Raw genomic sequence first — 14370 nt, forward strand, 5'->3', positions numbered from 1 at the left:
CTCCACTTCCTTCATGTCGATACTATTTAAAATAGTTTAACATCCAAATGTACGCGCGTAAGCTGACAAATTTAAACAACACAAAAAAACTTCTTCCGATAAGAAGAAGTTTAACGATCAGCTTCTTATCTTTCAGGACACAGCTCTTGTCCTGCTGGATTTAGCACCTGCATGACATAATGCGGTTGCTGGGTTTCGTAGGGCCAGTCCCTCCACCTCTCTCGATAAGGTAATTATTCACTTTAATATATGTAAAACTATCATTTATCCCAGCGGATGTCAATTCTTTTCGCCTTTCAAATCGGCTGTTTCCGTAGATCCCTAGGCCACTCGCTTTTTGGGTAGGACCTCTGAATTAGTGGAGAAAAGCCACTTAAAATCAAAATCAAACTAGAAAAAGTCTTTATTGTTGGAAAATCTCCATCTATTTCATTTTCACCCCCTCTTTTTGGACGTTTTAACGCTAATAATGGTCGTTTTTCCACCTACAGCCAATATAAAATCAATGGTCTGGGCGTTTAATTGACGAATCTCCACTTACTGCAACCCACCACCCCCAACGCGATCCAACAAGAAAACTTGGCTCGCGCCAATTCCCTAACTTGACATCAAGGGTAAACCCTTTGTGATAAAATAAAAATTTTATCAGAAATGACCCGTAGGGTTGATGTCAAATTAGGGAAAAGCTACAAGTTTTCCTCGTGCTGTCCAAATAATATAACGGAGTTATAGATTCAGACAGTACGAAAAAGGCTGTCCCAAAAATCGGTTCTTACCGACGTTGCAGGACAGCCTTCTCTTTAAAATGTAAAATTCATCACCCGGCTCCAAAGCCCCTTCTTTTTCTTTTCCTTTTCCCGCATATCACGCAGGTTATCCATCAGAGCCTGGTCTCTTTTGGCCACTTCGACTTCCGACCATTTGGCTTTCAGTTCGTCCACTTCCCGCTGCAAAGCTTCAATGGTTTCTTGCATCTCTTCAATCCGCTGCGGTTCTATCATCACCATATCCACATTCGGCTGTCCCTCGGCTTCCTCTTCGCCCGCCTCAGCTTGTCCACTGATCTTAAAAAGCTCCGAACGGATCTCGTGATGGTCCAATCCTTTTTCCTTCGCATCCTTAATAAACTGGAAAATTTCCACCGCTTCCGGCTTGAACCAGACCTGCTTGCCGGCGGTTTCCATCGGAACGAATTGATAGAACTGCTCTTTCCAGCTGCGAATACTTTGCCAAGTTGTATCCATTTCCTTCGCCATTTCCTTTAGAGAATACAATTGTCCGGTATTCATGGCCTTCACCCTTTCCCGTTAAGTTCGTTATGCTAATGATAACAAAATATGCAGGAAAAGCTTGTCAGACGGTGGGTGATTTTTCTGTATGTTTTTGTTTCCTTTTGTCTATTTATTCACCATTTTGCCCATACGCTGGGCTGATGCCATGATGCTCGGGGCCATCTCCACCATTTTCTCCGTCGTTAGCCGGGCCGCCGGTCCAGAGACGGAAAGCGCAGCAACGACTTCCCCTTTGCGATTAAACACAGGTGCTGCCACCGCACTGGTCCCTTGCTCACGCTCCTCAATGCTGGTTGCATAGCCAACCTGCTCAATACGCTGCAGCTGCTCTGCATAATGATCTTTATTAATCCCTTCCGGCCAAGCGGGATCGTTGAGGATAAAATCCTTTACCGCTGGCTCCGAAAAGGCTACAAGAACTTTGCTTGATGCGCCGACTGCCAAAGGCAAGCGAACGCCAATCGGCGCCACTCTCCGAATCGTATGCTGGCTTTCGACAGCTTGGATCCGAATCCTCTCTCTGCCATCCCGGACATATAAACTGATGGTCTCCCCCAGCAAATCCCGAAGCTTCTCCATTTCCGGCAAAAAGAGCAGCGCCGGGTCATCCTCCCGGACCAAATGTGCAGAAAGCTCCCAAATCCGGAAGCCCAAACGATACTTTTCCGTAATCGGATCGCGGTTGAGAAAGCCCTTTCCTTCCAAGGAAGCCAGCAAGCGATACACGGTACTTTTGTTGAGGTCAACTTGTTTGGCTATCTCCGTCAGGCCAAGCTCCTGCTTATCCGCAAAACAAATCAAAATATCCAAGGCACGATCTACAGCGCGCACCGTCATTTTCTTATCATCCATGTCATTCCCTCCTCTCGCCATAAAAAGTTGTTATTTTATTAGTAAAATGGAAACATTACCTTTGTAAGAGTCTCGTTTGGTTTCACTGTACGAAACGATATTTCATCTGATAATATTATATCCTAGGAGAAGCATTTCGTAAATATCCTTCAAAACACACCGCTTTTTCGGAGATATTCATGGAAAATAGTTGTGTACGGCTCCCTGATTTATGTGTATAATGGGAAACGTAAAGGAAACTCGGTTTCGTCTAGTGAAACAACAGAGATTCTTTGTGAATTTATACTAAACTTTCTATTAAGGAGGTCACGACATGGCAAACAAGGATAAATATGGCGTTAGATCGGAACTTCAAGTAGGCGGCAAAACCTATACTTACTATTCCTTAGCTGGCCTTGAAAAGCTTGGTCCGGTTTCCAAGCTTCCTTATTCCATTAAAGTTCTTTTGGAAGCTGCAGTTCGTGAGTTTGACGGAAAAGCAATTACTGAAGAGCATGTTAATAAATTAGCTAACTGGACAGTAGAACGCGATCCAAACCAAGAGGTTCCATTCAAGGTTGCGCGTATCGTACTTCAGGACTTCACAGGCGTACCTGCCGTAGTTGACTTAGCCGCAATGCGTGCAACCATGCAGCGTATAGGCGGGGATGTTTCCAAGATCAATCCTCTTGTTCCTGTTGATCTTGTTATCGACCACTCCGTTATGGTTGATAACTTCGGAAGCGCTGATGCTTTAGAGCAAAATGAAAAAATTGAATTTGAGCGCAATGCGGAGCGTTATCGTTTCCTTCGCTGGGCACAAACTGCTTTCAATAATTTCCGTGCCGTTCCTCCATCTACTGGTATCGTTCACCAAGTAAACTTAGAGTATCTAGCTTCTGTAGCTGCTACAAAAGAAGTAGATGGCACAACCGAAGTATACCCTGATTCCCTTGTTGGTACGGACTCTCATACAACCATGATCAACGGTCTTGGCGTCGTTGGATGGGGAGTGGGCGGTATCGAGGCAGAAGCTGGAATGTTGGGACAGCCTTTATACTTCGTAACTCCAGAAGTAGTTGGTTTCAAACTAACCGGAACGCTTGCTGAAGGCGCAACTGCAACTGACCTTGCTTTAACTGTAACGAACATCCTTCGCAAGAAAGGTGTAGTAGGCAAGTTCGTTGAGTTCTTTGGACCTGGCGTAAGCAAGATGAGCTTGGCTGACCGTGCTACAGTAGCTAACATGGCTCCTGAATACGGCGCAACCATGGGCTTCTTCCCTGTAGATGCTGAAACATTGAATTACATGAGATTGACTGGCCGCAACGAAGAGCAAATTGCTCTAGTTGAAGCTTACTATAAGGCACAAGGCATGTTCCTGACAGAAGACAGCACTGAGCCTGTTTACTCTGAAGTGGTTGAACTTGACCTTTCCACTGTTGTTCCATCGCTTGCTGGTCCTAAGCGCCCACAAGATCGCGTGGAATTGACTGCCATGAAGCAAACCTTCAATGAAGCTGTCCGCACTCCAATCGAAAAAGGCGGATTTGGCTTATCTGAAGAAGATTTGAAGAAAGAAGCTGCTGTACAGCACCCAACTGGTGACAAGACCGTGATGAAAAACGGTGCAGTTGTTATCACCGCGATTACTAGCTGTACGAACACTTCTAACCCAAGCGTGTTGGTTGGCGCTGGACTTGTAGCGCAAAAGGCTGTTGCTAAAGGATTGAAGAAGCCAACTTACGTAAAGAGCTCTTTAACTCCAGGGTCCCGTGTTGTTACCGACTACTTGAAAGAAGCTGGATTGCTGGATTCTCTTGAAGCTCTTGGCTTCCACGTTGCAGGTTACGGCTGTGCGACTTGTATCGGTAACTCCGGTCCGCTTCCTGACGAAGTAAGCCAGGCTATCGCTGACAACGACTTGACTGTTGCTGCTGTTCTTTCCGGTAACCGTAACTTCGAAGGTCGTATCCATGCTCAAGTAAAAGCTAACTACCTTGCTTCTCCTCCGCTTGTTATCGCTTATGCGTTGGCAGGAACAGTAGATATCGACTTGACTAGCGAACCACTTGGTTATGATCAAAACGACCAGCATGTATACTTAAAGGACATCTGGCCAACTTCTCAAGAAATTCAAGAAGCATTGAGCAAAGCCGTTCGTCCAGAATTGTTCCGCAAGCGTTATGAGAATGTATTCCAAGCTAACGAGCGTTGGAACCAAATCGATGCGCCTACTGGAGATCTTTATGAGTGGGATGACAAGTCCACTTATATCCAAGAGCCTCCTTTCTTCAAGGAATTAGGCGATCAGCTGAATGACATTGCAGACATTACTGGTGCACGCGCTCTTGCCTTAATGGGCGATTCCGTAACTACAGACCACATTTCTCCTGCTGGTAACATCAAGGCTGACAGCCCTGCTGGATTGTACTTGCAAGAGAACGGCGTGAAGCGTGAAGATTTCAACTCTTACGGTTCTCGTCGCGGTAACCATGAAGTGATGATGCGCGGAACGTTTGCCAACATCCGCATCCGCAACCAAATCGCTCCAGGAACAGAAGGCGGCGTAACGAAGTACTTGCCAACAGACGAAGTTATGTCCATCTATGATGCTTCCATGAAGTATCAAGCAGACGGCACTAACCTTGTTGTTATTGCAGGCAAAGAATATGGTACAGGAAGCTCCCGTGACTGGGCAGCTAAAGGAACTTTCCTTCTTGGCGTAAAAGCGGTTATCGCGGAAAGCTTCGAGCGTATCCACCGCAGCAACTTGGTTGGCATGGGCGTTCTGCCTCTTCAATTCGCTGAAGGAACCAATGCACAGTCCCTTGGGCTTACTGGACGCGAAACCTTCGATATTACTGGCTTGAGCAACGATGTTCAGCCAAGTCAAAAGGTAAAGGTAACAGCTACTCGTGAAGATGGCAGCAGCTTTGAATTTGAAGCTATCGTACGTCTAGACAGCGTAGTTGACATTGAGTACTACCGTAACGGTGGTATCCTTCAAACGGTACTTCGCCAATTGGCAGTCAACTAACATTTTAAAAGAAAAAGGGATAGACCCCATTGGGGTTTATCCCTTTCTTGTTTTGCCAGTAGACTGGTCTATTTATCCTCAAACATCTTCTCCATTTCTTCTAACAGTTTACGGATGGATTCATCATCATACTCCCCACCCTGCTTAAATCCAGCCAGCTTGTCTTTAGCCTCAATGGCCTTCCTTTCATACTGCTCATGCAGTTCAGCTTCCCCCGGATCAAACCACATCAGGTTTCCTTCTGAACCGCTGCGCAGAAAGGCATGCGTCCAGTGCTCAGGGAAATCATAAGGCTTGTCTTCAAAAAGGATAGCAAGCACATCATCACTTTCAATAGGCAACAGATGGCGGAACCTTTCCTCCTGCCCTCCTTCCGCTACATTCAGGTGCAGATAGGTATAATACACGAAGTGTTCACCCGTCACGCTGTCTTTGTATAAATAATAGGCATGATTATCCGCGCTCTTCAATTCTTTTACTTTTTCTAACCGCTCTTGAAATAAATCATAAGGAACTACCTTATAATTTTTTAGTGATTCCTCCATTAACCAAAGCACCTCCTCATATCATATTCTACTAGAAAAATAAGCTTGCGCTAAGTAAAAGTTTATCCTTTGACCCTCTACAGGAATCGACAAAAATTTCAAAACATCTTTGTTACGATTATAGTATCCAACTTTAAAGGAGGATTACGGATGAAATGTGTATGGTGCGATAACGACCAAGCCAAAGAAACAATCAAGGACTGTCAATGGATTGAACCGGGCGGCGTTGACGTCATCATGGTAACCGATGTGCCTGCAATCGACTGCCCTCAGTGCCGAGATGTATACTTGGACGACGAGAAGAATGAAGAAATAGAAGTTTTATTAAACACGACCGATCTGAGTGTATTAGGGAGTCGTTTTTCCTACAGCCAATTAGTGAAGGCACCGAAAATGAGCATCTTTGATATGTACAATAATGGTGCGTCGTTTAAGTGTAAATAAAAAATATAGAAAAGGCCACCTTATCCGAGGTGGCCTTTTCTTATTTAACCTATTAGAACTTGCCTTGGTAATTTTGAATTTCCCAAGAATGTACAGCCGTACGGTAGCTATCCCACTCTGCTCTCTTCAAGGCAACAAATTCTCCATACACATGCTCGCCTAGTACATTTTTAGCAAAATCACTTGCTTCTAGTGCATCTAAAGCATACTCCAAGCTGCCAGGCAAGTTGTCGATTCCGCGTTCTGCACGCTCTTCATTGGACATATGGAAGATATCCTCGTTAACAGCCGCTACTGGAGTTAACCCTTTATCTACTCCATCCAAACCAGCTTCAGCAACAACAGCATAAGCCAAGTATGGGTTTGCGGATGGATCCGGACAACGCAATTCTACGCGCGTAGCCATGCCTCTCTTAGCTGGGATACGGATTAGAGCGGAACGGTTAGATGCAGACCATGCGATGTAGCAAGGAGCTTCATAACCAGGAACCAAGCGCTTATAAGAGTTAACCAACGGATTGGTAACCGCAGCAAAGCTCTTCACGTTCTCTAGCAAACCAGCGATGAAAGAGTAAGCAAAAGATGATAATTGCAAGCTATCATCCGCATCAAAGAATAGATTTTCTCCATCTTTGAACAAGGACATATTTACGTGCATTCCGGATCCATTGATTCCGAATACAGGCTTTGGCATAAAGGAAGCATGCAACCCAAAACGCTTCGCTACTGTCTTTACTACCCACTTGTAAGTTGTTGCGTTATCCGCTGCACCCAATACATCAGCATACTTAAAGCCGATTTCGTGTTGCCCTTGAGCTACTTCGTGGTGGGATACTTCAATAGTCAAGCCCATCGCCTTTAACGCACGGTAGATTTCAAGTCGAACACGCTCGCCAAGGTCATGCGGAGAAGTTTCGAAATATCCACCTTCATCATGGGTTTTTACAGTAGGTCTTCCTAGCTCATCAGTTTGGAACAAAAAGAATTCAAGTTCTGGACCAGCGGAAATGGTATAACCCTTCTCAGCTGCTTTTGCTACGGTCTTTTTTAAGACGTTACGAGTATCCCCTTCAAAAAGAGTTCCGTCTGGATTCGTTACGCTGCAAAGGAAACGAGCTTCAGAGTATCCATCTTCTACTGTCCAAGGAAGTACTGCAAATGTATTTACATCAGGAAGCAAGTATAAATCGGATTTGTTTATTGGAGAAAAGCCTGTTACAGAAGATCCGTCAAACATGATTTTTCCTTCTACAGCATCTTCTAATTGTTCAGCTGTAACTGTAACATTCTTAAGCACACCTTCAATATCTACAAATTGCAAATGAAGCAATTCTACGCTCTTTTCTTGGATAACCTTTTGAATCTCTTGAAGTTTAGTTTGAGTGTTAGTTGCCATTACCATTGTAATATTCCCTCCCATTGTATGTTAAGTTATCTGACATCGTTCTTATGGCTTTATTATATGCCACTCTGAGGAGATTGGCAATACCTTTTTTAAAAGAAAAACAATGTAATCCCTTTCATTCGCTATGCTTCGACACATTGTGTATTCCGGTTCAATCTGGTACAGTATAAGGTGGAAAAAAGCTTAAAAACTGGCATCTAGGCCACGTTTTTTCAACGTATAGGAGGAAAAGAACCATGAACATGATGGATGCAAACCAAATTATCGAGTTTATCCAAAAAAGCGTTAAAAAGACACCTGTAAAAGTACATATTAAAGGAAATCTAGAGGGAATCGATTTCGGTGCAGATACGAAGGCTTTCATTAATGGACAAGTTGGGGTTCTTTTTGGGGAATGGAGTCAGATTTCTCCTGCATTAGAAGCCAACCAAGATAAGATTGAAGATTATGTTGTAGAAAGTGATCGCCGCAATTCCGCTATTCCTCTATTAGATACCAAGCATATTCAAGCGCGCATTGAGCCAGGCGCCATCATTCGCGATCAAGTTGAAATCGGCAATAATGCCGTAATCATGATGGGTGCTGTCATTAATATCGGGGCTGTTGTAGGTGAAGGTACGATGATCGATATGAACGTGGTCATCGGCGGTCGCGGAACCATCGGGAAGAACTGCCACATCGGGGCAGGATCGGTCATTGCTGGCGTAATCGAACCGCCTTCCGCTTCTCCTGTTATCGTTGAAGATGATGTGGTGGTTGGCGCAAATGCTGTTCTCCTTGAGGGCGTTCGCGTGGGTAAAGGCGCAGTCGTTGCTGCCGGAGCCGTTGTAGTAGATGATGTTCCTCCTTACACCGTTGTAGCTGGTACTCCTGCTCGCGTCATTAAGCAAATCGATGAAAAAACAAAGTCGAAAACAGAAATAAAGCAGGAGCTTCGTCAGCTCTAAGGAGATTCAGCCATGAGCCTGACCCGATACCGAGATATCCGAAGAAGCCTTCATCAAATTCCGGAAAAAGGCTTCGAAGAATTTAAGACCCAGCAATTCTTGCTTGATTATATCCAACAGCTTCCCCAAGACCGGCTGGAATTGGAGACCTGGCGGACAGGCATTCTTGTTAAAGTAAAAGGAACTCAGCCGACTCGAATCATTGGCTACCGGGCGGATATGGATGGCCTTCCTATTGAAGAGGAAACCTCCTATGAGTTCCGATCTACCCATCCGGGCTATATGCATGCTTGCGGCCATGACTTCCATATGAGCATCGCTCTAGGCGTATTAACGCATGTGGTCAATCATCCTGTGGCTGACGATGTCCTGTTCATCTTCCAGCCTGCAGAAGAAGGACCTGGCGGCGCCAAGCCGATGCTCGAAGAAAGCGAAGCTTTGGCTCGCTGGATGCCCGATCTGATCATCGCCTTGCATATTGCACCGGAATATCCAGTCGGAACCGTAGCAACCCGAGAAGGCATTCTGTTTGCCAACACATCCGAATTATTCATTGATCTCAAGGGGAAGGGCGGACACGCCGCTTTTCCTCACACGGCCAATGATATGGTGGTAGCTGCCAGTCATCTCGTCACCCAGTTTCAAAGCATTGTCTCCCGCAATATCGATCCGCTCGACTCTGGAGTTGTCACGATCGGCAAGATCGAGGGCGGAACGAAACAAAATATTATTGCGGAAAAAGCTAGGCTGGAAGGGACGATTCGTACGCTCTCTCTTGAGTCCATGCATAAAATCAAATCTAGAATTGAAGCCCTTGTAAAAGGAATAGAAGCTGGATTTGACTGCCAGGCCGAGATTGACTACGGATCTAACTACTGCCAGGTTTATAATAACCCCAGCTTAGTTCGGGAGTTTATGAATTGGGTGGATGCATCGGAAAATGTGCAGCTGATCGAATGCAAGGAAGCCATGACAGGCGAAGACTTCGGTTACTTTTTGGAGAAGATTCCAGGCTTTATGTTCTGGCTTGGGGTGGATACTCCTTTTGGACTCCATCATGCCAGAATAGAGCCCAATGAAGAAGCCATAGATGTCGCCATCAACCTTTTGACACAATACATTGCGCATATAAGTCATTAACAAGAAACTCCGCTTATATTAACCAAAAGGGTAAATAAGCGGAGTTTTTCCGGCTAAACCTCAAAAATCATGATTTTCTTTCGTGTTTTAGAGGGATAACCGGAATTTCTCCGCTTATTTTAGCTAAAAGTCCCCATCTTTAATAATAGTCGGACTTTCTCCTGTTAACTGAAACCGGCCTTCTACTCTTTATTCCACCGGATAAAGCAAAAAATATTCTCCAATAGCATGAGTGAGTGTCTCTGCCACGCGCTCCTGAAATTTCTTGTCAGCTACCATTGAAAGATCCCTTGAGTTGCTTAGGTAGCCAAGTTCTACAATTACGGAGGGCATATGCAAATGCTTCATAAGAAAGTAGGCATTGCCTCGGATTGGCTTTTTCTCTACCTGGTATAAATCATTCAAGTGCTGCTGCAATAGCTGAGATAAGCTATAGCTTTTTTGGCTGGCCTGATAAATAACCAGGGGACCACGGGCACGCCTGCTATTAGACCAATTCATATGTAGGCTAATAAAAAGCTTTGGATGGAGGGTTTCAGCAATGAGCTTTCTTTGTGCCAAATCGCGAAGGTGCCTGCTTCTAATGTGTAGACGGCTATCATTACTTAATGCATAGTCATGGATCCTTGTTATCCCTACATTGTAGCCTTCTTCCATAAGCCGCTTGTAAAGCTTTTTTCCCACTTCTAAATTTAAATCCTTTTCCAGCAAGCCATGAGCGGATGTTCCTCCGTCGACCCCTCCATGTCCCACATCAATCACGACATCGAACCGTTCCGGATAGCCTTGAGCTTCCCCCAGATCCGCTGCCAGGCAAAGGACAAAGAGCATCATGCAGCCTAGGCTTATCCACACCTTTTGCATCATTTTTCTTTCCCCCCTCATTTATCCGTATATTTCCCACCATGAGTGCCATCATGCATTCACATAATTGACATATCCACCGTGAGAATGTGTATTTTGACAGGTAAAAATTTAGCAACTGCTTACCGTTATGGTATACTGAGATGGGAAATTTATTTGCTAATATATACCTCATTAAAGGAGTGTCATGATATGAGTCAAGCTGTCCAGACATTGGAAGGCTGGTACGTCCTTCACGATTTTAGAAGCATTGATTGGAACGCATGGAAGTCTCTTTCTCAGGAAGAGCGAGATGAGGCTTTAGGGGAATTACAATCTCTGCTATCTTCTTGGAAAGAAGTCGAAGATCAGAAACAGGGTAGCTTTGCCCTTTACTCCGTAGTAGGCCAGAAAGCTGATTTAGTTTTCATGCATCTGCGTCCGACTTTAGCCGAACTAGACGATCTAGAAACGGCTTTTAACAAGACTTTATTAGCTCAGATCACCATACCAAGCTACTCTTATGTGTCCGTTGTAGAGCTCAGTACATATGTCGCAGGCGACGTCGATCCAGAAACGGATCCTTACATTCAAGGACGCTTAAAGCCTGTGTTGCCTAAAACAAAGCATATCTGCTTCTATCCGATGAACAAGAGAAGAGAAGGCAATGATAACTGGTACATGCTGCCTATGGAAGAGCGCCAGACGATGATGAGAAGCCACGGGATGATTGGACGCAAATATGCAGGACAAGTGACCCAGATCATCTCCGGATCGGTTGGACTGGACGATTGGGAGTGGGGTGTCACCTTGTTCGCGGATGATCCTCTTACTTACAAGAAGCTTGTATATGAAATGCGTTTTGACGAGGTCAGTGCGCGCTATGGGGACTTCGGATCCTTCTTTGTCGGTAATTTAATGGAACAAGATCGCCTGAAGTCCTATTTTCAGGTTTAAGAAAAGTTTTGTTCACTTTAGCACTTTAGCGAACTTAAACTTTCCTTCACGGTAAAAAAGAGCTAGTCCAAGGATTTCCTTGGGACTAGCTCTTTGTCTTTTCCGGATAGATGAGTCTATCTACACCTGATCAAATTCGTCTAGTTGCACCTCATACTTCATCACTGAGTCACCAAGTGTGATGGTTACCTCGCTTACTCGATCCTGAGCAGAATGCACTTCAACTAACACCTCTTGCTTATCCGTTAACTCTTTTTCCTTCATTACCGCGTGAATAAAATGCAAGGCTTTTGAGGTTAAAGGCAATCCGACGACCTGCCCTGTTTGATCCGGTACATGAAGGAGTTTATGGTTATCTACGAACGATTCCACGGTTTCCAATAGAATTTCTACCTGCAGCAAAGATAAAGGGATAATATGTGACACCTTTATTCTCCTCCTATTCTATTTAAATCAGCTCTTTCACTAGGTGTGGAGGGACTTCCCCCCTTACAGCACTGACAAGATTTTGAGCCGCTAATTTCGCCATGTCAAAGCGTGTCTTAGCCGTTGCCGAGCCAATATGAGGCAGCGTAATGACTTGGGGCATCTTCAACAAAGGATTGTCGGGCTGGACCGGTTCCATTTCAAACACGTCCAAACCAGCCCCAGCAATTTGCTTCGTTTCCAGAGCCTCAATCAAAGCTCCCTCATCTACCGTTTTTCCTCGGGAGGCATTAATAAAGAAAGCCGAATTTTTCATCTTGCTAAATTGCTCGCGACCCATTAGGCGTGTGGTCTCCGGCGTCAGTGGGGTCATTAGAACAACAAAATCTGACTGAGCCAAAAGCTCATCGAACGCCAGATACCTTAATCCCAGTTGATCCTCCGCCTCCATCTTCCGGTTCCGATTGTAATAAACCACATCCATATCAAAGCCAAATTTCGCTCTTCGGGCAATCGCTTCACCGATTCGTCCCATTCCAATGATTCCTAGCGTGGCATGATGCACATCAGTTCCAAAAAGGTTTTCAACGTCACCTTTTTTCCACTGTCCATTTTTCACGTATTGATCAAGTTCTGGAATCCGCCGTGCCGTTGCAAGAATGAGCCCTAAAACTAAATCAGCGACCGTCTCGTCCAATACGAAAGGAGTATTCGTCCCCATTACGTTTCTGGCTTTCATCGCTTCCAAATCAAAATTGTTATAGCCGACAGAGATATTGCTAACGACTCTCAAGGAAGGAGCGTGATCCAGCAATTCCTTATCTATTCTTACGTTTCCAATAAGACCCTCTACATCTTGCAGCGCCTGAAACAGATGCTCCCGCGGTATGTTTCCCTCATTTGTGAGCCGTTCAATTTCACAGTACTCCGCTATGTATTCCTCTACTTCCCTTGGGATCGGGCGGGCGATAAGAATTTTAGGTTTCAATCGTCATCTACTCCTTCTAAATGAAAAAAGTAACTCTCTGCCTTGAAGTCAAGACAGAGACAAGATAGGCAACAGATTCTAAGATTCTAGCTTATTCTCTACCACCCCAAGATCGCTTTAAACAAACTCGTTGCTTCTCCTGGTGTCCACAATACATAGAGGAGCAAGTAAACCACTACTCCCGTACTTGCTGTAAAAAACCAAATCACAGAGGTAATCGGACCAATCTTCTTATGAAGCTTCAAACGACTCTTATAGCCTGACCACAAGGAAGTAAGACCAAAAACAGCACCTATAGTCGCTAGAAAGATGTGAAAGATCAGGAACACCGTATAATAGATCTTAATTTCTTCGGGTCCACCAAAAGGTGAATTCCCCACAAACAAGGTTCTTGACGCATAGATCGTAAAAAACGCTGTGGCAAAGATCCCTGCCCAAGTCATAATCTTCTTATGTGTCTCGATCTTTCCTTTCGCAATATAATACCAGCCAATCGCGACAAATATGGCACTGATTACGATAAAAAATGTACTTAAAAACGGCAGAATTGTTGCCATCAGTTATCCCTTTCTATTCCTTTACTTTTTGAGGTCCCTCTGCTATTGGGTTGAACATATCAATAGCATCTTTGGGATTTTCTTGACGGAACCAGCGGAAGAAGATATAGGCCAGAACCGATCCGAAGGCTATCTCTTGCACAAGCTTCATGAGAATACCTCCTAGCTGCTGATCATCAAGCGGAGGCAGCCATTCAAAGAGTTGAGGGACACCCCGGTAAACTTCATAGACGATCGAATCGGCAAAGATGATAAGTGCACAAGCTGGCGTAATCAGCACGGCTCCGCAAATAATATAGGCCATTTTGCGAAGCTCAGACATCTGCTTAATTTCTGGCAGAGGATTAATAATCGGCCACCACATTTGAAAAGCAGACAGGAAAAGAATCAGATGGGAAATAGTCATCAGTAACTCACTCTTCATTACCGCATCGAAAATAAGAGGTAAATGATAGATGGAGAACAAGAAGTTAAAAGCAAAGATAGTTAACAGCATATGGGTCTCTAATAGCTTGCGTACAGGCTTCACACTGTAAAACGCTTCGAGCAGATATCTAGGCAAGCCAAGAATGAGCAAGGGCGGAACCATATAATACATCAAAGCCTGCTGCAGCATATGAGCGCTGAACAGATAATGATGCCCATAATAATTTAAAGGACTGCCTGCAGCAATAAAATAGAGAACGAGCCCTGAGATAAATAAAGTGATATGTCGTCCCTTCACGGGAGTGACATGTTCAAAACGTTGCCGACCTGGACCAATGAGATAAAAGTATAGGAAACCGATAGCCAGCGCCAAGAGCAACTGCCAAGGATTCCACATTGCAAATAATCCTACTGGATCCATTCCATGATGTTGGTGTCCATGTGTCATTCGACATTCCTCCTACCTTGGAGATGAGATCAATACCTCTAATATTCTACCACTAGTCAGCCATCATGCTCCATAGGAAAA

General features: G+C 44.6%; 14 protein-coding genes and 1 riboswitch. Of the genes, 5 read left to right on the forward strand and 9 right to left on the reverse strand.

From position 1 onward, the window contains the following. Positions 1–122: 122 nt before the first annotated feature. Positions 123–231: riboswitch (SAM riboswitch) on the reverse strand. Between the two features lie 569 nt (positions 232–800). Together ABLT31_RS10810 and ABLT31_RS10815 are read right to left on the reverse strand one after the other, a co-directional pair. Then, a complete protein-coding gene (locus tag ABLT31_RS10810; RefSeq protein WP_367751526.1) occupies positions 801–1289 on the reverse strand; it encodes a MerR family transcriptional regulator in 489 nt (162 codons plus the stop codon). Between the two features lie 108 nt (positions 1290–1397). Continuing rightward, positions 1398–2144 carry an IclR family transcriptional regulator gene (locus tag ABLT31_RS10815; RefSeq protein ID WP_367751527.1) on the reverse strand — a complete coding sequence of 249 codons (747 nt, stop codon included), beginning with the start codon at positions 2142–2144 and terminating at the stop codon, positions 1398–1400. Between the two features lie 313 nt (positions 2145–2457). Between ABLT31_RS10815 and acnA the strand changes: the two genes are divergently transcribed. Further along, the gene (gene acnA, locus ABLT31_RS10820) at positions 2458–5163 is read left to right on the forward strand and encodes an aconitate hydratase AcnA (RefSeq protein WP_367751528.1); all 2706 of its coding nucleotides are present in this window, start codon (positions 2458–2460) and stop codon (positions 5161–5163) included. Positions 5164–5231: 68 nt separating this feature from the next. Here acnA and ABLT31_RS10825 read toward each other — a convergent pair whose 3' ends face one another. After that, positions 5232–5708, reverse strand: a complete 477-nt coding sequence (locus ABLT31_RS10825; RefSeq protein ID WP_367751529.1) for a hypothetical protein — start codon at positions 5706–5708, stop codon at positions 5232–5234. 150 nt (positions 5709–5858) lie between these two features. On the opposite strand from ABLT31_RS10825, the gene ABLT31_RS10830 reads away from it, so the two are divergent. Beyond that, a complete protein-coding gene (locus ABLT31_RS10830) occupies positions 5859–6152 on the forward strand; it encodes a YokU family protein (protein WP_367751530.1) in 294 nt (97 codons plus the stop codon). Positions 6153–6204: 52 nt separating this feature from the next. Here ABLT31_RS10830 and glnA read toward each other — a convergent pair whose 3' ends face one another. Beyond that, positions 6205–7554 carry a type I glutamate--ammonia ligase gene (gene glnA / locus ABLT31_RS10835; protein ID WP_367751531.1) on the reverse strand — a complete coding sequence of 450 codons (1350 nt, stop codon included), beginning with the start codon at positions 7552–7554 and terminating at the stop codon, positions 6205–6207. 239 nt (positions 7555–7793) lie between these two features. Here glnA and dapD point away from each other — a divergent pair, with 239 nt between their 5' ends. Together dapD and ABLT31_RS10845 are read left to right on the forward strand one after the other, a co-directional pair. Then, positions 7794–8504, forward strand: a complete 711-nt coding sequence (dapD, locus tag ABLT31_RS10840) for a 2,3,4,5-tetrahydropyridine-2,6-dicarboxylate N-acetyltransferase (protein WP_367751532.1) — start codon at positions 7794–7796, stop codon at positions 8502–8504. Between the two features lie 12 nt (positions 8505–8516). Beyond that, entirely contained in the window at positions 8517–9644 is a 1128-nt protein-coding gene (locus tag ABLT31_RS10845; protein ID WP_367751533.1) for an N-acetyldiaminopimelate deacetylase, read from the forward strand. Between the two features lie 189 nt (positions 9645–9833). Here the strand turns inward: ABLT31_RS10845 and ABLT31_RS10850 are convergent, their stop codons facing one another. Next, entirely contained in the window at positions 9834–10511 is a 678-nt protein-coding gene (locus tag ABLT31_RS10850; protein ID WP_367751534.1) for an N-acetylmuramoyl-L-alanine amidase family protein, read from the reverse strand. A gap of 189 nt (positions 10512–10700) precedes the next feature. On the opposite strand from ABLT31_RS10850, the gene hemQ reads away from it, so the two are divergent. Further along, complete coding sequence (gene hemQ / locus ABLT31_RS10855; RefSeq protein ID WP_367751535.1) at positions 10701–11444, forward strand: hydrogen peroxide-dependent heme synthase; 744 nt, start codon at positions 10701–10703, stop codon at positions 11442–11444. Positions 11445–11564: 120 nt separating this feature from the next. On the opposite strand, the gene ABLT31_RS10860 is transcribed toward hemQ, so the two are convergent. The 4 genes from ABLT31_RS10860 to ABLT31_RS10875 all read right to left on the reverse strand — a co-directional run bounded on the left by ABLT31_RS10860 (position 11565) and on the right by ABLT31_RS10875 (position 14289). Beyond that, complete coding sequence (locus tag ABLT31_RS10860; protein ID WP_367751536.1) at positions 11565–11870, reverse strand: hypothetical protein; 306 nt, start codon at positions 11868–11870, stop codon at positions 11565–11567. A 22-nt stretch (positions 11871–11892) separates the two neighbouring features. Continuing rightward, on the reverse strand, positions 11893–12858 hold the full coding sequence (locus ABLT31_RS10865) for a 2-hydroxyacid dehydrogenase (protein WP_367751537.1): 966 nt from the start codon (positions 12856–12858) through the stop codon (positions 11893–11895). A gap of 98 nt (positions 12859–12956) precedes the next feature. Then, the gene (locus ABLT31_RS10870) at positions 12957–13415 is read right to left on the reverse strand and encodes a DUF420 domain-containing protein (protein WP_462976484.1); all 459 of its coding nucleotides are present in this window, start codon (positions 13413–13415) and stop codon (positions 12957–12959) included. Between the two features lie 13 nt (positions 13416–13428). Then, positions 13429–14289 carry a cytochrome c oxidase assembly protein gene (locus tag ABLT31_RS10875; protein ID WP_367751538.1) on the reverse strand — a complete coding sequence of 287 codons (861 nt, stop codon included), beginning with the start codon at positions 14287–14289 and terminating at the stop codon, positions 13429–13431. Positions 14290–14370: the final 81 nt, after the last annotated feature.

The sequence above is a fragment of the Ammoniphilus soli genome, from assembly GCF_040813775.1.